The 19,540-nt window shown below is 40.5% G+C and carries 15 protein-coding genes and 1 pseudogene; 13 read left to right on the top strand and 3 right to left on the bottom strand.

What is annotated here, in order from left to right; genetic code table 11:
* The first annotated feature begins 7 nt into the window (after positions 1 to 7).
* The 13 genes and pseudogenes from N482_RS10395 to N482_RS10335 form a co-directional block, all read left to right on the top strand.
* Complete coding sequence (locus N482_RS10395) at positions 8 to 2,362, top strand: GH92 family glycosyl hydrolase (RefSeq protein ID WP_063376973.1); 2,355 nt, start codon at positions 8 to 10, stop codon at positions 2,360 to 2,362.
* A gap of 1 nt (position 2,363) precedes the next feature.
* Entirely contained in the window at positions 2,364 to 3,128 is a 765-nt protein-coding gene (locus tag N482_RS10390) for a basic secretory protein-like protein (RefSeq protein ID WP_063376972.1), read from the top strand.
* Positions 3,129 to 3,301: 173 nt separating this feature from the next.
* Positions 3,302 to 5,191 carry a methyl-accepting chemotaxis protein gene (locus tag N482_RS10385; RefSeq protein WP_063376971.1) on the top strand — a complete coding sequence of 630 codons (1,890 nt, stop codon included), beginning with the start codon at positions 3,302 to 3,304 and terminating at the stop codon, positions 5,189 to 5,191.
* A gap of 186 nt (positions 5,192 to 5,377) precedes the next feature.
* A complete protein-coding gene (locus tag N482_RS10380) occupies positions 5,378 to 6,130 on the top strand; it encodes a DUF3450 domain-containing protein (protein ID WP_063376970.1) in 753 nt (250 codons plus the stop codon).
* A gap of 12 nt (positions 6,131 to 6,142) precedes the next feature.
* Positions 6,143 to 7,510 (top strand): MotA/TolQ/ExbB proton channel family protein, encoded by a 1,368-nt coding sequence (locus tag N482_RS10375; RefSeq protein WP_063376969.1) that lies wholly within the window; start codon positions 6,143 to 6,145, stop codon positions 7,508 to 7,510.
* Positions 7,511 to 7,513: 3 nt separating this feature from the next.
* On the top strand, positions 7,514 to 8,041 hold the full coding sequence (locus N482_RS10370) for a MotA/TolQ/ExbB proton channel family protein (protein ID WP_063376968.1): 528 nt from the start codon (positions 7,514 to 7,516) through the stop codon (positions 8,039 to 8,041).
* Between the two features lie 16 nt (positions 8,042 to 8,057).
* A complete protein-coding gene (locus N482_RS10365; RefSeq protein WP_039610430.1) occupies positions 8,058 to 8,468 on the top strand; it encodes an ExbD/TolR family protein in 411 nt (136 codons plus the stop codon).
* Positions 8,469 to 8,477: 9 nt separating this feature from the next.
* Positions 8,478 to 9,083, top strand: coding sequence for an energy transducer TonB (locus N482_RS10360; RefSeq protein WP_063376967.1), 606 nt, complete (start codon positions 8,478 to 8,480; stop codon positions 9,081 to 9,083).
* A 21-nt stretch (positions 9,084 to 9,104) separates the two neighbouring features.
* Positions 9,105 to 10,406: a tetratricopeptide repeat protein gene (locus N482_RS10355; protein ID WP_063376966.1), complete on the top strand. Its 1,302-nt coding sequence runs from the start codon at positions 9,105 to 9,107 to the stop codon at positions 10,404 to 10,406.
* A gap of 200 nt (positions 10,407 to 10,606) precedes the next feature.
* Complete coding sequence (locus N482_RS10350) at positions 10,607 to 12,238, top strand: hypothetical protein (protein ID WP_063376965.1); 1,632 nt, start codon at positions 10,607 to 10,609, stop codon at positions 12,236 to 12,238.
* Between the two features lie 81 nt (positions 12,239 to 12,319).
* Positions 12,320 to 15,034 carry a TonB-dependent receptor plug domain-containing protein gene (locus tag N482_RS10345; protein WP_063376964.1) on the top strand — a complete coding sequence of 905 codons (2,715 nt, stop codon included), beginning with the start codon at positions 12,320 to 12,322 and terminating at the stop codon, positions 15,032 to 15,034.
* Between the two features lie 782 nt (positions 15,035 to 15,816).
* Positions 15,817 to 16,926 (top strand): aspartate-semialdehyde dehydrogenase, encoded by a 1,110-nt coding sequence (gene asd, locus N482_RS10340; protein ID WP_063376963.1) that lies wholly within the window; start codon positions 15,817 to 15,819, stop codon positions 16,924 to 16,926.
* Between the two features lie 262 nt (positions 16,927 to 17,188).
* Positions 17,189 to 17,484 (top strand): annotated as a pseudogene (locus tag N482_RS10335) (transposase); the annotation flags it as partial.
* Positions 17,485 to 18,235: 751 nt separating this feature from the next.
* Here the strand turns inward: N482_RS10335 and N482_RS10330 are convergent.
* From N482_RS10330 to N482_RS25620, 3 genes are all read right to left on the bottom strand, one after another.
* Positions 18,236 to 18,430 (bottom strand): hypothetical protein, encoded by a 195-nt coding sequence (locus N482_RS10330; RefSeq protein WP_063376962.1) that lies wholly within the window; start codon positions 18,428 to 18,430, stop codon positions 18,236 to 18,238.
* Between the two features lie 546 nt (positions 18,431 to 18,976).
* Positions 18,977 to 19,138 carry a hypothetical protein gene (locus N482_RS24810; protein ID WP_196765330.1) on the bottom strand — a complete coding sequence of 54 codons (162 nt, stop codon included), beginning with the start codon at positions 19,136 to 19,138 and terminating at the stop codon, positions 18,977 to 18,979.
* A gap of 85 nt (positions 19,139 to 19,223) precedes the next feature.
* The gene (locus N482_RS25620; protein WP_331245814.1) at positions 19,224 to 19,325 is read right to left on the bottom strand and encodes a hypothetical protein; all 102 of its coding nucleotides are present in this window, start codon (positions 19,323 to 19,325) and stop codon (positions 19,224 to 19,226) included.
* Positions 19,326 to 19,540: the final 215 nt, after the last annotated feature.

Raw genomic sequence — 19,540 nt, 5'->3', positions numbered from 1 at the left:
GAGGCACATGCATCGCTCAATTTGGGCCGCAGCTATGGTGTCACTTGCCGGACTTTCAGCGGTAAGTGAAGCACGCGAATCAAACACTCAGTGGGTAGATACGTTTATTGGTACAGGTGGGGATGGACACACATTTCCAGGTGCTGTAGTTCCATTTGGAATGGTTCAGCTAAGCCCTGACACAGATAACCCTATGCGAGGCGTGTCACCGCAACCGGAAATATATAAACGCTGCGCTGGCTATCATTATGATGACGAAACAATTGTCGGCTTTTCGCATACACACTTTTCTGGTACTGGCCATTCAGATCTTGGTGATTTACTAGTAATGCCTATTACGGGTGAAGTTAAGTTGGACGCGGGTACTGCTGAAAAACCTGATTCAGGATATCGCTCAAGATTTTCACACGATAACGAATGGGCTGAACCCGGTTACTACGGTGTTGAACTGCAAGACTATGACGTAACAGCTGAATTGACTACGACAACGCGCGTTGGAATGCACAAGTACACATTCAATAGCGCAGATCATGGGCACATTTTATTTGACCTAACTAGCTCCATTTATAATTTCGAAAATAAAGTGATATGGAGCGATATCCGCAAGGTTGATGACAGAACTTTAGTGGCCTACAGGGCAACAAATGGTTGGGCACGTAATAGGCAAATGTACTTTGCTATTCAATTTTCACAGCCGATCGACGACTACCAATTTATTAATCGGGACAACATGCGCTACAGATGCATGAATTGTCTTGATAGTAAACAAAAGCATTCAACTATCGAAAACACAGCAGTTAAGATGACTGCGGGTAAAGCTGTTAAATTTGTTGCGTCATTTAAGGGTGTTAATAAAAAGCCTGTATACATGAAAGTCGGTCTTTCGGCTGTTAGCCGCTCTAATGCACTTGAGAACCTTAACGCTGAAATTCCTCATTGGGATTTTGAAAAAGTCAGAGCGCAAGCGAAACAAGATTGGGCTGAATATTTAGATAAAGTGGACGTTGAGGGCACACGTTCAGAGAAACGCCAGTTTTACACTGCGCTTTATCATGCGCTGCAAGCGCCGAGCATTTATCAAGATGTAAATGGCCAATATCGTGGCGTGGATGGTGAAATCCATGATGGCAAAGGCTTTGAGCATTACACATTATTCTCATTGTGGGATACTTATCGTGCGTTACACCCTCTATTGACCTATATCGACCCAGATCGCGTGTCTGGCATGATCCAGTCAATGCTTGTTCACTATCAACAAAGTTACGAAAAAATGCTGCCTATCTGGTCTTTCCATGCCCATGAAACATGGACAATGATTGGATATCATGCTGTTTCTGTAATCGCTGACGCATACCTAAAAGGCATAAGGGACTACGATATTGATTTGGCTATTGAAGCGATTCAAAGTACGGCAAACAACCCAGTTTACGATGCTATTCCAGAGTATAAAAAGTACGGCTATGTACCAATGGATGTGTTGCCTGAGTCAGTTTCTATTACGTTGGAATATGCTTACAACGATTATGCAATCGCGCGCATGTTTGAATCTATGGGCAAAACCAAACTTGCCCAAGGTTATTATGCGCGTGCAATGAGCTATAAAAATGTCTTTGATCCGCAAACTCGCTTTATGCGTGGTAGAGATATCAAAGGTAACTGGAATAGGGACTTTAACGCATATGAAGCAAAGTATATGGGCCCATTTACTGAAGGTAACTCAATGCAGTACAGCTTCTATGTACCGCAAGATGTAGCAGGGTTAATTGAGTTGATGGGGGGTGACGATGCGTTTGAAAAGCGTTTGGATGATTTATTCGATACACCACTGTCTGCCGATATGATCAAAGAGCATGAAGATATTGCCGGCCTTATTGGTAACTATGCACATGGTAATGAGCCGAGTCATCACATTGCATACCTGTATAACTACGCTGGTAAACCTTGGCGAACTCAGGAGCGTATTCGTCAAATAATGGATACGCTTAGCTCAGATAAGCCAGATGGACTTGCGGGTAACGACGATGTAGGGCAAATGTCTGCTTGGTATATTTTCTCTGCAATGGGCTTTTATCCGGTGTCTCCAGGCGACTTATCATACGCAATTGGCGCGCCTCAAACACCAAAGGTAACGTTAAAACTCGCAAATGGTAAAAAGTTCACTACTACGGCAAAAGGCCTAAGCAAAACTCATAAGTACATTCAGTCTGTAAGCTTGAATGGTAAGCCATTAGAGCGAAATTACTTAACACATGCAGATATTATGGCTGGCGGCGAATTAAAGTACGTGATGAGTGATAAGCCTAACAAAGCTTGGGGTAGCGCTCATAATGCTCGTCCACCTTCACTGTCTGAATACAAATAATATGAATGCAAAAGCTGTAATTCTGGCATTTGTTTCGACTGTGGGCTTGATGGCTCACAGTGCAACGGCCGCGACTGAAGAAATTAGTACCGAGATTAAACCAGTCCAGTTTAATGGGGATGTTAATTGGTTGGCATTCGACTTACCCAATGTACAAATACGTTACTTTAGCCAAGAGCAAGTAACCGCTTGGCAGCATGTTGATGTGAATCTGGTTAAACAGATTTCATATAATGTGGCTCGCATTCTCTATAAAGAGGAACACAAAGCGCCTAAGCTGCCGCTTTTAGAAGTTGTGTTGGAAGATATGGATGGCGTAGCTTATAAAGAAGGGGACTTCTCAGGTGCTAAAATACATATTAGTGCACAATATCTAAACAAGTACAAAGAAACTCATTCTCCACAGGCTGTGTATGACGAGCTTATCGGTATTCTGTATCATGAGATTGCACATGCTTATCAGCTTGATGACCACAACTATAAAGAGATTGGTCCGGTGATTGAGGGAATAGCCGATGTCGTCAGGATGAAAGGTGGTTACGTTGACTTTTCAAGTCGAAGGCATGGTGGTAATTATGACAGCGGATATAAAACGACGGCATTTTTCCTTCACTGGTTAGAGTCGAATCATCACCCTGATTTGTTGGTTGAACTAAATGCCCAATTAGATCCTCATGATAAGAAGAAGTGGAGCTGGGGGAGCTTTTCCAAAGCGAAGAACATTAACCTCGAGAACGCTTGGTCTAACTATCAAAAATCAATCTAATTTTAGTTCTTTTTCACTATGTTAAAGGCAAGTTTTACTTGCCTTTATTCGTACCTATTAAAAATAATTCAATAAAATTATAATATTTACATAAAAACTGTCGATAAGGAGGGACAAAGCTTTTGATATTTGATACAAACTAGTCAGTAGTACATAAGAAAAACAGGATCTGCATGTTTAGCGCATTCAAATTTACCACCAAAATCACTCTCGCAGCTTCGGTAGTTCTGGTCATAGTCTTGAGCCTGTTCACCGTAAATAATTTTGTCTTGATGCGTTCGCAGACGCAAGATCAACTCACTCTCGTTCTTCAAGAAATTTCAGAGTCCGTCTCGCAAAATATTGCAAACTGGTTAAATGATAGGTTGGATATAGTTCAGTCTGTCGCAGAGGGGCATCAAAGATCTGATAGTGAAGAAGAGGTTCGCAGAAGGTTACAAACAGCAGCAAATGCGGGGCATTTTAAAAATACGTTTATTGGCACACCAAATGGGCGTTTTGTCTTAAACGACCCAACGATTAATTTACCTAGCGATTTTGATGCAACAACACGACCGTGGTATCAGCTAGCCATGCAAAAAAGAGATACCGCTTTTACCTCTCCTTATACTGATGCAACAACGAACGAATTGACCATCACGGCAGTTGTGCCGATTTATCACAATGGTCAATTAGCTGGTGCAACTGGTGGAGATATCGACATGGCGACTATTACAGAAATCATAAATGAAATTGATTTCTTAGGCTTCGGCTATGGCTTCTTAATTGACGGCGACGGCCGTATTTTGGGTCACCCGAATACCCAGCTTAACGATAAGAATATGCAAAGTTTGTTTGGTCAAAAGTTAGCACTACAAGAAGAGTTTATTGAGTTAGAAATAGATGAGACAGAAAAGCTCGTGTCATTTGTCAAAATGCATGGAATTAAAAATGTCGACTGGTACTTAGGTGTTGTCATAGACAAAGAAATCGCCTACTCATCTATTTCATCATTCAGAAATATGGCACTAATTTATATGCTATTGGGTGTTGTGGTGATAGTTGTGATGATGCAGTTGCTACTTAAATACCTGATGAGACCTATGAATCACTTAAATGAGGCAATTAAAGATATTGCGCAAGGTGAGGGCGACCTTACTCGTAGGTTGGTCGTCGAGAACAAAGATGAATTTGGTGAACTGTCGAACTACTTTAATCTATTTGTTGAAAAGATACATCAGAGCATCTCTAAAGTTAAAGACACAACCTTCGCGCTTGAACGAGTTATGGATGGGCTACAGAGCCAAACGCAAGATGCGTTAGACATCTATACCGAACAAACAAAAAGGACAGATAATGTCGCAACAGCGATAAATGAGCTGTCTTCAAGTGCTATAGAAATCTCAAATAATGCAAAACATGCATCAGAACTTGCGACGGGAGCCAATACCCTGTCTGATGAAAGCCAAACTGCACTAAATTCAAATATTGAAGAGATTGGTGCACTAAGCTCTAAAATGCAAGAAGCACAATCTACTATCGATGGCCTAGATAGATTGACCGCGAGTATTGGTCAGGTTCTTGAAGTTATTAAAGGAGTCAGTGAACAAACTAACTTACTGGCTCTTAATGCGGCAATCGAGGCTGCCAGAGCCGGGGAAGCGGGTCGAGGCTTTGCGGTTGTTGCTGACGAGGTAAGGCAACTCGCTCAGCGTACCCAAGAGTCAACACAAGAAATCGAAAATACCATTGCAGAATTACAACAAGGATCTGCATCTGCGGTATCGGTGATGAAATTAAGTATCGAGGACTCAAGTGCAAGTGCTGAAAAAGCGCAATCGGCTGGCACTAAAATGCAAGAAGTGTCACATGCTATTGAATCTATTGACGGTATGAACGATGCGGTAGCAAACGCGACACAAGAGCAAAATACAGTTATCCAGTCATTGGATAGTGACATTCACGGTATTAGCGATCTCTGTGTACAGGGCAGTGAAAGCCTTAAACAAACGCTAGACGAATGCAAAACTTTAAAATTGCAATTTGATGAACTCGAAAACATGATGAGTAAATTTAAAGTATAAATAAACAAAGGGCTGTATTTTTGCAGCCCTTTTAAATATTCAAATATATCGAATAAACCCATCTTTACAGTAATATTACAGCTGTAACATTACTGTATTTATTACGCAACACGGTTGTCATTTTTCGCAATTAAACTGCACACACTTCAAAATTTGAATAAGCAAATATTATAAAGGGTGTGTGAGATGAAGTGCGTTAACCAATTGCTTTTAGCGGGCGCGTTTGCAGTAGCAAGCAGTGCGCAGGCAAACGATCTCAATCAAGTAATAAACTCTAGCTCTGAAATCAATAAATCAGCGCTAACTTCTCAAAATAAGATCGATGCGATCTCAGATAATATGCAGTCTCGTCTGCAGCAATTCAGAACGCTAAACAAGGAAATCGAAGGCCTTGTTGTTTATAACAACCAATTAGATAAGCAAATTAACAACCAACTTGAAGAAATGGCTGCAATCAACGCTTCTATGGACCAAGTGTCAGTTATTGAACGTCAGATCACGCCGCTTATGCTTCGAATGATCACCGGACTTGAGCAGTTTGTAGAGCTTGACGTGCCTTTCTTAAAAGAAGAACGTACAAACCGTATCGCAACGCTTAAAACGATGATGGACAGAGCGGACATCACATCAAGTGAGAAGTTCAGACGTGTGCTTGAAGCTTATCAAGTAGAAGTTGAGTATGGTCGTACAATCGAAGCGTATACAACATTACTTGATGTTGATGGTCAAGAGCGTGAAGTAGACATGCTACGTATTGGCCGCCTTGAGTTGTTATACGTTACAAAAGACTCGGCAAAAGCGGGTAGCTGGAATAAAGATACTAAACAGTTTGATGCGCTGCCAAACACAAATATTAGTCAAATCAACAAAGGTGTTCGCATTGCTCGCAAACAGCTAGCGCCGGATATGTTAACTCTTCCAATCCAAGCTGCTCAATAAGAGGTATAACTAATGAGCTTTTTAAAATCATTTAGCCGTAAAGCACTGTTCGTTTCTGCATTTGCTCTATCTAGTTCGGCTTTTGCTGAGAAAGCAATGGACTTGGACTCTCTTCTTAAAACGTTAGAAGCTGGACAAGTTGCCCAAACACAAGAAAATAAACAACGTGAAGCGCAATTTAAATCGCAAGAAAGCCAGCAAATAAGAATGCTTAATGAGCTGAAATCTGAGCGCAATAATCAATTGAGCCGCTCTGAGCGCATGGAAACGCAGTTCGAAGAGAACGAAATTAAACTGGGTAACTTAAGCGACACGCTTTCAAAAAGAATGGGGTCACTAAAAGAGTTGTTTGGTGTGCTTCAGCAGGCATCAGGTGATGCTAGCTCAAAATTTAGAACATCGGTTGTATCTGCAGAATTTCCAAATCGTAGCGGTGTTATGGATGAAATGGCCAAAAAGATGGGCTCTACGTCTAAGTTAGCATCCATTGAGGATATCGAAAAAGTATGGTTTGAATTGCAACGTGAAATGACAGAGCAAGGCAAAGTATCTCGCTATACCTCAGAAGTTATCGTTGATGGTGGTTCTAAAGTCAGCAAAGAAGTACTACGCGTTGGTGCATTTAACCTAATTGCTGATGGCAAATACCTAGCTTACAGCCCAGAGACAAATACAATCGCTGAGTTAACTCGTCAACCTGTCGCGCGTTTCCAGCAAAGTGCTGGGGATTTGCAGGGAGCAACCTCTGGTAAGGTTGATTTTGCTTTAGACCCAACGGGTGGTTCAATCCTAGGATTGCTTGTGCAAGCGCCCAATACAAAAGAACAAGTTGAGCAAGGTGGGGTCGTTGGCTATGTAATTCTTGCCGTAGGTGCATTGGCGTTACTAATTGCTCTTGAACGCTTTGTATCTCTTATGCTTATGGGGGCAAAAATCAAACGCCAACTTAAAGATAAGGTTGCCAAAGATGATAACCCGCTTGGTCGCGTAATGAAGGTTAAAGACCAATATCCTGATGTTGCTTATGACACACTGGAACTAAAACTAAGTGAAGCAATTTTGAGAGAAATGCCGAAAATCACGCGTAACCTGACACTGATTAAGATCATCTCTGTTGTTGCACCACTTCTAGGTTTACTAGGTACTGTAACGGGTATGATTAATACCTTCCAAGCTATCACTCTATTTGGTACCGGCGACCCTAAATTGATGGCAGGTGGTATCTCAACAGCGCTTGTAACGACAGTACTTGGGCTTGTTGTAGCAATTCCAACGGTATTCTTATACACCATTCTAAATACTCGCTCTCGCAATCTGCTACTCATTCTACAAGAGCAGAGCGCTGGTATTATCGCTGAACGTAGCGAGAAGGGAGCGTAATCAATGGTACTTCTAGTAGATGCGATAACTGCTCTACAAGAGTTCCTCGATACGGGTGGCCAGGTTCTCCTGGTCATCGGAGCGGTTACATTTGCTATGTGGCTACTTATCTTGGAGCGCTTTATGTATTTCTTTGGGAAGTACCGTAGTTATAAAAAGCAGATTGTTGATGGCTGGAAAGGTCGCAGCGAAAGAAATAGCTGGAATGCAGAGCAAATCCGTCAAGCAATGATTTCAAAAGCCGGTATTGAATTGAACACCAACTTACCTTTTATCAACGTTATGGTGGCGCTGTGTCCTCTACTTGGTCTGCTAGGTACTGTAACAGGTATGATTGAAGTATTTAACGTAATGGCAATAACAGGCTCAGGTAGCGCGCGTTCAATGGCTGCCGGTGTATCTAAAGCAACGATTCCGACTATGGCGGGTATGGTAGCAGCGCTTTCAGGTGTGTTTGCATCGACCTACTTGCAAAGAAAAGCAAAACGAGAAGTTGAGCTTTTAGAAGACAAGCTACTGTTAGATCACTAAAGAATTTGAGGTAAAAATGAGAGCTCCATTAGCAAAAGTTTTTCAAGAAGAAGAAACAGAAGAAATTAACATGACGCCAATGTTGGACGTTGTATTCATCATGCTTATCTTCTTTATCGTAACGGCTTCATTCGTAAAAGAAGCTGGAATTGACGTCAATCGCCCCGAGGCTGCAACAGCTGTTAAAAAGCAAAGAGCAAATATTTTAGTGGCAATCTCAGACAAGGGAGAGATTTGGATTAATAAACGTCAAATCGATATTAGAGCTGTTCAAGCCAATATCGAGCGTTTAAAAGCTGAAAACCCTCAAGGTAGCGTTGTTATTCAAGCAGACAAAAAAGCGACTACTGAGATATTAATCAAGGTAATGGATGCATCACGAGCTGCTGGTGCCTTTGATGTGTCAATCGCCGCCCAAGAATCTTAAGGTAAAACGATGCGTTATATTGTTGCGTTATTGATTGCTGGTGTTGTTACTTTCTTTTTATTTCTAGGGATGCAAGCGCTTATAACTGGTGGCGAGGGTACTGCCACTGAGCCAGTAAAAGGCAAGGTGCTTGACTTTGTGAGATTGAAAAAAGAAGAAACAGTTCAGAAAAAGGAAAGAAAACCAGAGAAGCCACCAACGCCGAAAGAGCCGCCACCTCCGATGGATGCACCTCAAATGCAGTCTAATAACTTAGAAGCGGGTGCTTCGAACTTTGACTTTTCTGCAAATGTGGATGCGGATGTTGACTTAGCTGGTGGCTTGGCATTGGAGTCAAGTGATGGCGAGTACTTGCCAATTGTAAAGGTTGCGCCAGTTTACCCGCGCCGTGCGTTGTCTAGAGGTATTGAAGGGTATGTACTTGTAGAGTTTGTGGTGACCAAGCAAGGTACGATACGTGATCCAAAAGTACTACAAGCTGAGCCTGAGAATATATTCGACCGAGCCGCGTTGGAAGCTGCACTAAAATTCAAGTACAAACCTCGTGTAGTAAATGGTGAAGCCGTAGAAGTTGCAGGCGTTCAAAATAAAATTTCATTCCAAATTAATGGTTAGTGGAATTTAGGAGTTTGAATTATGAAAGTGATTAAAAATTTACTTGTGCTCAGTGTGAGTATTGTAGTGGTCAATACGGCTGTTACACTAACTTCTCTAGTGCCAGAGGTGTCGATTGCAACGGCTTACGCACAGACTAAAACGAAGCGCGTGCCTGCACTACGTGAAAAAGTATACAGTCAATTGGCAAGAGCTCAAAAGTTGGCTGATGATGGCCATGTCCAAGAAGGCTTAGAAGTTTTAGATTCTATTAAAGAGCGGGCCTCTAGTATGAATTCATATGAAGTTGCGATGATGTATAACTTTTATGGCTTCATATATTACAACGAGAATGACTTGGTACAAGCCATCGCTTCTTTTGAAAAAGTGGTCGCCGAAGAAGCAATCCCAGAGTCTTTAAAACTATCAACAACTTTTAGTCTTGCACAGTTGGCTATGGCAAACGGTGATTATGCTAAAACGGTTGAATATTTAGACGATTGGGAAAAGTTAAATACTCAACCAATTAAAAGCAGTTTTTATACTTTAAAAGCGCAAGCTTTATACCAGAGCAAAAATTATAAAGAAGCTTTAGAAAATATAAATAATGCGATTGACTTAGCTGAATATAAAAGCGAAGTACCAAAAGAGAATTGGTTGGTTTTACAACGAGCACTATATTATTCCCTAAATCAGCCTGAGGATGTAATAAAAACCATCGAAAAAATGGTGAGATTATTTGATAAACCTCAGTATTGGGTCCAACTTGGCGGCATGTATGGTGAAGTAGGCGAAGAGTCAAAACAGCTAGCGATATTGGAAACAGCTAAACAAAGAGGTTTTATTAAAACTAAAACTGAAGTATTACAGCTGTCTCAAGTATATCTTTATAGTGGTTTACCATTTAAAGCAGCACAGACATTAAAGTCAGGTATTGATTCAAATATTATCGAGAGCTCTGCTAAGAATTTATCATTTATTGCTGAAGCGTATGTCCAAGCTAAGGACGACAAGAAGTCAATCGAATTTTTCGAAGCAGCGGACAAATTGGTTGATCATGGAAACTTCCAGCAGCGTCTGGCTGAGGTCTATATCAACATGGAAAGCTACGATGATGCGGCTGATGCCGCCAGAAACGCACTTGATAAAGGGAGTTTGAGCTTTGAATCCAATGCGTATGTTGCGCTTGGAATGGCGCAATATAATATGAAAAACTTTGATGCTTCAATACTTGCTTTTGAGCAAGCTGAAAAGCATAAAAAATCAGCAAAACTTGCGCGTCAATGGATTAAATATGTACAAAAAGAGAAGCTGCATCAGGAAAGTTTGAGGCAAGCAATTTAGTAAATTTGTTTATTTTATATTCGCAACGCCAAAGCTGCCTTCGGGTGGCTTTTATTATTTTATGACATATTAAGTTTTTAATTATAATTAGCTTTGTCATTTTAAGTTATAAAATCTGTAACCAATGTGTAACATGTAAACTATAATCTAACTCCATCAAATAAATACGGTTATAACAATTATATTTCTTGGAGACCAACATGAACCTTTCTGGTTTATTTAAAGTAAGCTTAATTTCTTCTGCTCTTGTACTTGCTGGCTGTGGTGGCGACATCAACGTTAACCCAACTACGAACGATAACCGAGTTGATAACTCTGTAGATAATGTAACAAATCCAAGCCCTAACCCGGACACAGGTACTGATCCCGATCCAGATAAAGTAGTTACGCTAGACTGTGCTACATACACATTAGACGGTACAGAGTTCAAAGGTGAGCAAGACGGCAAAAACTGTAAGTACAGCCAAGCTTTCGCAAGCAACGCAAAAGATATTGATGCTTCTTTCCTTATCAAGGCACTACCAGACAATGGCGCACATATCTTTGAAGGCGCTTTGTTCATCGGTAAAGATGTTGATACTTCAAAAGGCGGTTCTGTTAACCTTGACGGCCCTACGCTTACAATTGAAGCAGGTGCAACAATAGCATTTACCAAGGCAGAAAACTTTGTACGTATTGCACGTGGTGCAAACATTCACGCTATTGGTGAAGTCGACAAACCGATTACATTCACTTCTTTCTTTGAGATTGACGAAGATGATTCAACTACTCCGGCGATGCAGGACTGGGGTGGCATTCAAATCAACGGTATGGCAACAACAGTAGAGTGTTCTAAGACTGAAGCTGAAACGGGTATGTGTAACGTTGCTGCTGAAGGGGTGGTTTCATACTACGGTGGTAATGACGATACTGATGACAGCGGTACATTGAAGCATGTTGTTGTAAAATTCGCTGGTAACGGTGTTGAGGGTGATGAGCTAAACTCAATCACACTAAATGCTGTTGGCTCAAACACCACGGTTGAGTACGTACATATCCACCAAGGTTATGATGATGGTATCGAGCTATTCGGTGGTCAAGTTAATATCAAGCACATCGTAGTTACAGATACTGCGGATGACGGGATTGACTGGGACACTGGTTGGAAAGGTAACGGTCAGTTCATCCTTGTTCAAACTCTTAACCAAGGTAACCACGGTTTCGAAACTGACGGCGGTAAGAAAGACCCTACATCAGCAGAAGGCTCTGACCGCGCAACTTCAGGTTCAAACCCAACGATTGCTAATGCAACAGTTGTAAGTAACGGTGTGAAAGGTCCTCGTGGTCACGGTGCTGGCATGGAAATGAAAGAGTGGGGTAAAGCTCAACTTCACAACATGTTATTTGTAAGTAAAGGTACTGAAGACGGCGCAGGTTGTTTCGATTTGTACAACGAGAAAGATGCTTCTAGCTCAGCTGGTATCCATGCTAATGCTGTAGCAGGTGACATAAAGTTCCACAGCTCAATCTTTGCATGTGCTAAAAACTTTGAAGATATTCATACAGCACTTGAAGGTGACCTAGCAAGCTTTGATATCGCGCAGTGGTTTACTGGCGGCGGTAATCAGCTTATCGGTTTTACTAATTTCGAGAATGTACTTGGTGCTGACATGGCTACAACTAACGGTACTATCAAAGACAAAGATGGTAATAACGTAGCTGTAGAGTCTTCTAAGCTAAGCGAAGATAACTCGTTCTTCACTGACGTAACTTACATCGGTGCGTTAGGTGAAGACGAAACTGACACTGAGTGGGCTAAATTTATAGCTGAGTCAGTAAAGCGTACTCAATAATCTAAGCCATATCTAATAAACAGTTAAAGGGCGCTTTAAAGCGCCCTTTGTGAATAAATATTTGGTTTAGAGGAATTACAAATGAAACCAATCAAAGTGTTCAAAACAAATTTGATAACTATTTCTTTGCTTTCTCTTTTGAGCCCTTTGTCTGCAAGTGTAATGGCAGAGGAGACTACTCAAGAAATTGAAGAAGTCGTTGCTGTTGGTAGCCGCCTAAAAGGAAGTGCAAGCGCGGTTATTGAAGAGCGCAAAAACCAAGCCTTTGTTGCTGATATCATGGGTTCAGAACAAATTTCTAGAACTGGTGATAGCGATGCCGCTTCTGCGTTGCGTCGTGTAACAGGCTTAAGCTTGGTAAACGATAAGTTTATTTATGTTCGTGGCCTTGGTGAGCGATATTCAAGTGTGAGATTAAATGGTGCTCAGGTACCAAGTCCAGACTTAACGCGTAACGTTATACCTCTAGATATCTTCCCTTCAAGCATTATCGAATCACTTGCTGTTCAAAAAGCATACTCACCAGACATGCCAGCTGCATTTGGTGGAGGTGATGTTAATATCAGAACAAAAAGTATTCCAAATGACCGTGTAATTAAGATCGAAGTAGGTGTCGCACACAAAAACACCAACGATAAAGGTTTTGTTTACAATGGTAGTGACGACGATTGGATGGGTGAAGATGATGGTCTAAGAGCTATGCCTCAAGCCATGACTGATGCACTTAATCGTTATGTAAACGGTATTTCGGATATCTCTGTTCTAAACATTCGCTCTGTAGAATCTAAACTGCGTGGTACTGATATATCTCAGGATGAGGCAATTGCTATAAATAAAACCCTGACAAAGTCACTGCATCGTGATTTTGGAATGGTTGAAAAAAGCCTAGATCCCGATGTAGGTGGTAAACTAGTGTATGGTGACCGCTTTGACGATTTATTCGGTTTTGGTGGTTCATTAGGGTTTTTATTCTCTGCGGCATACGATCACGAGTGGAGCCACAGTAAAGGCTATACTGCGGTACTTTCTTCGACTGAAGTTAACCCTGATGATTGCGGCAAGTCTGATTTAGAGTGTTACTCGTCTAGAAACGACAAAGAATCTACTAAGAAGAACGTTAAGCTGAATACGTCTTTAAACCTTGGCTATAAACTAGATGGTCATGACTTAAATGCAAGCTACATGACATTAAAAGACACAGAAGACGAAGCATCAATTTCGCTGTACCAGGAGCCTTCTAAGTCACTAAGTATTGCAAGCGGTGAGATTCAACGTAAAAACTTGACGTCCTTTGAAGAGCGTGAGCTAGAGGTAGTTCAGCTTCGCGGTACTCACAACATTGAGTATGACTTTATCAAAGGTGTAGGTTTTGACTGGCAGTATACTGACTCTACGGCGACAACAAACATCCCTAGTGAGTTAGAGATCACAGCGAGAGATCGTTATACAGACGGCGTTTATACAGAAACTTATACAAGTGGTGCACTTGGTGGTGACCCGTTTCTATATCGCTTTGTTGATATGGAAGACCAAGTAGAAAACTACGGTTGGAACTTATCAAAAGCATTTTACTTTGACTCTTCTGAAGTTGAAATTAAAGGTGGCGGTTACTTTGTTGATAAAACACGAGAATACCGTACCGATTTCTTCAAGTATCGTTTTGGTCCGTCTGAAGAGTTAACGCTTGCAACAAATAGAAATGAATCACTGGGTATTGGTAGCTACTTCAGAGATGATTCTCGAGTAGATAATACGGACATTGAAATTCAATTCCAGGAACCGACTGCCGACGACTACATCGCGGCACAGAAAATCGATGCTTACTATGGTAGTTTTGACTACGTATTTGCAAATGATTGGCGAGTGTCTGGTGGTCTAAGATATGAAGACTTTAGACAGGTAGCGCTTGCATACTCTCGTTCAGCTTTTGATCCTGCACTACTTCAAGATAAGTTAAGTGCAGAAGCAATTCAAGAAGCGACAGTAATGCAAGATGATACGTTTGGTTCATTGTCGATGACTTATAGTCAACCAACTTATCAAGTGCGTGCGGGTTGGGGTCAGACTATTGTAAGACCAGATCTTCGTGAATTGACGCCGGTTCAATATCAAGATCCGTTAACTGACTATAGAACGTTGGGTAACCCAACACTTGTATCAAGTAACTTAGATAACTTTGATGTACGTGTTGAATTCTACTTTGAAAGCGGTGACAACTTCTCAGTAGGTGCATTCTACAAGGATATCGACAAACCGATTGAAGCTCAGCTTAACGAGCGTGATGGTCGTTTTACACTTGAGTTTGAGAACGCCGATTCTGCTTACGTATATGGTGTGGAAGCTGAGTGGTTAGTGGAGTTATCTTCTGACTTCCTAGGTGGTGCATTCTTTACATCTGGTAACCTTACTGTGAGTGATTCAGAGGTTGAAATTCTAGAGAGTGCGCGTGGTGATTTAACCAATCTTAAACGTCGAATGACGGGCCATTCTGAATACGTAGCTAACTTACAGTTAAATTATGACTCTCATGATGGAAACCATCAGGCATCTGTAATCTACAATGTCTTTGGTGACCGTATTTTAGCCGCTGGTGTCAATGGATTTGATGATGCTTACGAGCAGCCGATTAATTCATTGGATTTAGTTTATAGCTACTACCCAACGTTTAGCACAACGGTAACATTCAAGGTGAAAAATCTTCTAGATCAAGATTTTGAAGTTGAGCAAAACGACGTGCTAATTCGTCAAAATGAGACTGCCCAACAAGTTAGCTTAGACTTTGCAATAGAATTCTAATTGTTGAATATATCAGCTAACAAAAGGCCGCGTTATAGCGGCTTTTTTATTTACTAAGAACTATTAATTAATTATTCACAATTGTGTGTGATATAAATATTTAAAAATCTTTTAAATATAATGAGCTGATTCGCGTCATTAAGATTGATAAAAATAAAAGCTAATAAATAGAAAGACTTTCACGTGAAAAATATGACATTTACGTAATCGTAAACATATATAAAATTTAGATTTTTTTTATAACCTAGATCAATTTTATGAAAGAATTTTACTTGAAAATAGTATTAAAGTGACTCATAATGGCTAACACAAAAGGGTTATCGCATATCCTTACCGATTTTAGAAGCTTTGTTAACATTAATTAAACATTTCTTCTGTACAGAGTTCTAGTTTGATGCGCTGCATTGAGCTCGGACGCAACCTTTACATGTTGTATCCAAACCCCGCTAATTGCGGGGTTTTTTAACCCTCCTAAAGAATAATGACTTCAGTACAATCTTGATTGTGTACAACCGAACTGCCTTAGGTACTCAATTATTTTATGTTTGCATCGGGGTTTTACCTACTTAGTTCACCTTGCTCCTGTAGCGCACTGGGTGTGGTTATGTATCAAAAATAAATGACTTGATAACGCCGCACTTAATCACCGTGTATTGAACTTGATGTATAGATTTAAAATTCACGACAAAAAGTACTAGAGCTGGTGGATTTATTCTGATACTTTAGACGTCTAGACGTACCCCTCACGCAATGAGAAATTTAATCAAAATAAGGGTAATGTAATGAATAATGTTGGATTTATTGGCTGGCGCGGCATGGTTGGCTCTGTTCTTATGGAGCGTATGATAGCTGAGGGTGACTTTGCTCATCTGAACGCGCATTTCTTCACAACTTCTCAAGCTGGACAACTAGGTCCTGCGTTTGGTGGTGAAGTTAAACCACTCAATAATGCTTTTGACATTCCTTCTTTGCAAAAAATGGATATTGTTGTGTCTTGCCAAGGGGGTGATTATACAAGGGAAATATATCAACCATTGCGCGACGCAGGTTGGGAAGGGTATTGGATTGATGCTGCATCGGCACTTCGCATGTCGGGTGATAGCATCATTGTTTTAGATCCCGTCAACAACGATGTAATTCAGCAGGGGTTAGAGCAAGGTGTTAAAACTTTTGTCGGCGGTAATTGCACTGTTTCTTTGATGTTATTGGCTTTGGGTGGTTTGTTCGAAAAAGACTTAATTGAATGGGTCAGCCCAATGACCTATCAGGCAGCTTCAGGCGCTGGTGCTCGCAACATGAGAGAATTAATCTCACAAATGGGTGACATACATGACAGCGTTAAGTTACAGCTGGAGAACCCGTCGTCAGCAATCTTAGAAATAGATAAATTAGTTGCAGATAAACTTAAATCTGACTCACTCCCTAAAGATCAGTTTGGCGTACCGCTTGCAGGTAGCCTTATTCCTTGGATTGATGTTCCAATGGAGTCTGGCCAGAGTAAAGAAGAATGGAAAGCAGAGGTTGAGGCAAACAAAATATTGGGCTCTATAAAGCAACCAATACCTGTGGACGGTCTGTGTGTCAGGGTTGGTGCAATGCGTTGTCATTCTCAGGCGCTGACCATAAAATTACGTGAGAACATTGAAGTCAGCGAAATTGAAAAGATTTTGGATGGGCATAATGAATGGGTTAAAGTGATCCCGAATGAAAGAGGGGTAACAGAGCAAGAGCTTACACCAGTTAATGTGACAGGTTCTTTGCATATCCCTATCGGTAGGATCAGAAAGCTTTCAATGGGCGATAAATATATCAGTGCTTTTACAGTTGGTGATCAACTCCTTTGGGGGGCTGCTGAACCCCTACGTAGAATGCTGCGTATTATCACGGGCTAAATTGAAAACGCTTAGTCTTAAAAACTAGGCGTTTTTTACAGAATGGTGGTTAAAAAAGGAACTCGTGTAAGCTGTATGTATGGTCCACACCATCACAATCAGTCGCTATTGCGGAGGCTGGTTGGAAATCTCTATCTAAGAACCATTCATACCAGCTAATAGGGTACTTGATAAAAGTGTATTCTTCATAAGGTAATTTACCCTAAAAATAACAGTCCTTAAAAGTAGAATTTTCTCGTAAATTAGACGAAGGGGGATCTACATGAAAAAATCAAAATTTAGTGACAGCCAGATAATGGCTATTCTAAAACAATCAGAATCGGGCATTCCTGTTCCAGAGCTATGTCGTGAGCACGGCATGAGTAGTGCTACTTTTTACAAGTAGCGTGCTAAATATGGCGGGATGGACGCATCACTTATGGCTCGTATGAAAGAGCTAGAAGAAGAAAATCGTCGCCTGAAAAAAATGTATGCTGAAGAGCGGTTAAAAGCGGAAATAGTTCAGGAAGCGTTACAAAAAAAGTGGTGAAGCCATCGCAACGTAAAGTGATGGCGCAGCATAATCGCTCGAGTGATGAGCGCATAGACATAACACAATTTCAAGATTCGTTTTCATCTTGGATGAAAACGTGTTGCAAGCTAGAGAGTCGATAGTGCTTTTCAGTGCTAGTCAATATTATTTGATGCAGATATGGTGTCAATTTCTATAAGGTCTCATTGTTGTTATAGTTGACAGACTACAGGGCATTTATTTGGCTCTAAGCAGCACATAAATTATATCCCATAATTTATGTTATGTTAAATAGTGTTTAGTCATGAATTATCAGAGTTATATATGCCTATTGATCTCTGTACTCTTTTTTTACTCACACTGTGTCCGATACTGATTAGTATCGGACACAGTGTGAGTGGTCATACTTCTCGACACTGTTGTACCTACATACCTTCAACGACTCGTTTTTCTAAATACATTACAGCTCATGGGTAATTATAAACGGCTATTTGTGTGCTATTAGTTCATTATTTGAGAAAAATAGAAGTAATCTCTGAGACAGCGAATAACCTGATTTACTCCTGACTGCCTTAAATTTGGCTATGCCTTGCAAGCTTTATCTTTGATAATTGCTCAAAACTCATACGAGGTTATAAACTTAATTCTCTTTGAAAAATGGAACTTCCTATAATCTAGAAACCGATAGTTATAAAAACTACGATTAAAGTAGTTGGAAAAATCAGACACGTTCTAATGAAAACATAAGTCTCTGCGAAGCAAATCGTATTTTGCTTTTTTAGACAGCTTTCTATGTTTTTACCACAACATGTGCGTTACTAGTTGCACGATACCTACAAGTGATATCAATAATCCAACTGTTACAACCAGTTTCATGATACTGGCGTTTTCACGGCCGCCAAGACTCGAGAATAATTTACCTGAGCCAAATAAATAAATTGTGATACCACTGGTTAATAGAATAATACCATCTAATAAATTGCTGTAGTCCATTGATACATCCATTCTTTAAAGTTCATTGAACACAATATTAAATTATGTGGCTTAATGTCAACAATGCTGGTTACTAGAATAATTTCTTCTTATCGAGTAAAATCAGGCTTTGAACCCTATTCTTTTATATAAAAACTAACCATCGAATTGCTGAGTTTAACGTTGTTACTTTTGCTGTTTGGGCTAAGTTCGGCCTTGTTGATCAAATAGCTAACTACTAATCAATTTCTCAGTTTTAACTCTATTGCCGATATCTGGGCATACCTAGGCCATTCATTTTATTTATTGCCTTCACTTTAATCATTCTTCAGTATGCTGATTATTAAACTGACGACTTTTAAGCTTATCCCCCATTAATTGTTTAAAACGATACGTCGCCGTCTCAACAAGTGAACGTAGATGGTACACTGAATTAACTTTCCACTGCGTTAACCCTAAACCCTATCTGGTGCATCATAAATATTGCATTGTTTCTGGGGTGTCCTTCTTCCAAATATTGGTTACTTTCTCTTGGTGGCACCCGTATAATCGCTTTTTTGCTGCAACCTATTCATAGCAACTGCGGGTGTCATACGCACCGTCACTAGTAACTCTGCCTATATTTCTGTGAAAAGGTCTTATTAAATCGGTAAGGGCTTCACCATCAGATACATTGACCATCGACAGTTCAGCGCCCACAATATCGTGACTTGTCGCGTCAACTGCCAAGTGCAATTTGCACCAAGTTCACCGCTTATTCGCACGATGCTTTCTCGCATGCCATTCACCATTACCGTACACTTTAAGATCGGAACTATCGACAACGATATCTATATTGCACATCAAGTGTTTTACTACGTTTGCATAAACAGCTATAACTAGGTGATTGCAACGAAGTACCCATAATCGCGAGCAAGGAATTTACAACCCCTCTAAAGCTCTTAGCGGCAAATGGAATACAGCTCTTAAGGTTACATGGTGTTTAGTTGTGTTGTTTTTGGCGATCCATAAGATCACAAAACACCATGAATATTCCCTCGTTCTCCAAATTTTTTAATATTCCTAGTTCTTTGATATATAAAGGCTAAACTTACTCTCTTCAATTGGCTATATGAATCGCCCCGAATTCAT

The organism is Pseudoalteromonas luteoviolacea NCIMB 1942 (assembly GCF_001625595.1).
GTDB classification, from domain to species: domain Bacteria; phylum Pseudomonadota; class Gammaproteobacteria; order Enterobacterales; family Alteromonadaceae; genus Pseudoalteromonas; species Pseudoalteromonas luteoviolacea_A.
The sequence above is the reverse complement of the archived record's forward strand: the minus strand, read 5'-3'. Positions and strand labels throughout refer to the sequence as shown.

What these genes read in the sequence shown, in the direction of transcription:
- N482_RS10345 (WP_063376964.1), top strand. Translation starts at nt 12,320, where the DNA reads ATGAAACCAATCAAAGTGTTCAAAACAAATTTGATAACTATTTCTTTG.
- N482_RS10365 (WP_039610430.1), top strand. Translation starts at nt 8,058, where the DNA reads ATGAGAGCTCCATTAGCAAAAGTTTTTCAAGAAGAAGAAACAGAAGAA.
- asd (WP_063376963.1), top strand. Translation starts at nt 15,817, where the DNA reads ATGAATAATGTTGGATTTATTGGCTGGCGCGGCATGGTTGGCTCTGTT.
- N482_RS10385 (WP_063376971.1), top strand. Translation starts at nt 3,302, where the DNA reads ATGTTTAGCGCATTCAAATTTACCACCAAAATCACTCTCGCAGCTTCG.
- N482_RS10390 (WP_063376972.1), top strand. Translation starts at nt 2,364, where the DNA reads ATGAATGCAAAAGCTGTAATTCTGGCATTTGTTTCGACTGTGGGCTTG.
- N482_RS10350 (WP_063376965.1), top strand. Translation starts at nt 10,607, where the DNA reads ATGAACCTTTCTGGTTTATTTAAAGTAAGCTTAATTTCTTCTGCTCTT.
- N482_RS10360 (WP_063376967.1), top strand. Translation starts at nt 8,478, where the DNA reads ATGCGTTATATTGTTGCGTTATTGATTGCTGGTGTTGTTACTTTCTTT.
- N482_RS10355 (WP_063376966.1), top strand. Translation starts at nt 9,105, where the DNA reads ATGAAAGTGATTAAAAATTTACTTGTGCTCAGTGTGAGTATTGTAGTG.
- N482_RS10330 (WP_063376962.1), bottom strand. Translation starts at nt 18,430, where the DNA reads ATGGACTACAGCAATTTATTAGATGGTATTATTCTATTAACCAGTGGT.
- N482_RS10380 (WP_063376970.1), top strand. Translation starts at nt 5,378, where the DNA reads ATGAAGTGCGTTAACCAATTGCTTTTAGCGGGCGCGTTTGCAGTAGCA.
- N482_RS10395 (WP_063376973.1), top strand. Translation starts at nt 8, where the DNA reads ATGCATCGCTCAATTTGGGCCGCAGCTATGGTGTCACTTGCCGGACTT.
- N482_RS10370 (WP_063376968.1), top strand. Translation starts at nt 7,514, where the DNA reads ATGGTACTTCTAGTAGATGCGATAACTGCTCTACAAGAGTTCCTCGAT.
- N482_RS10375 (WP_063376969.1), top strand. Translation starts at nt 6,143, where the DNA reads ATGAGCTTTTTAAAATCATTTAGCCGTAAAGCACTGTTCGTTTCTGCA.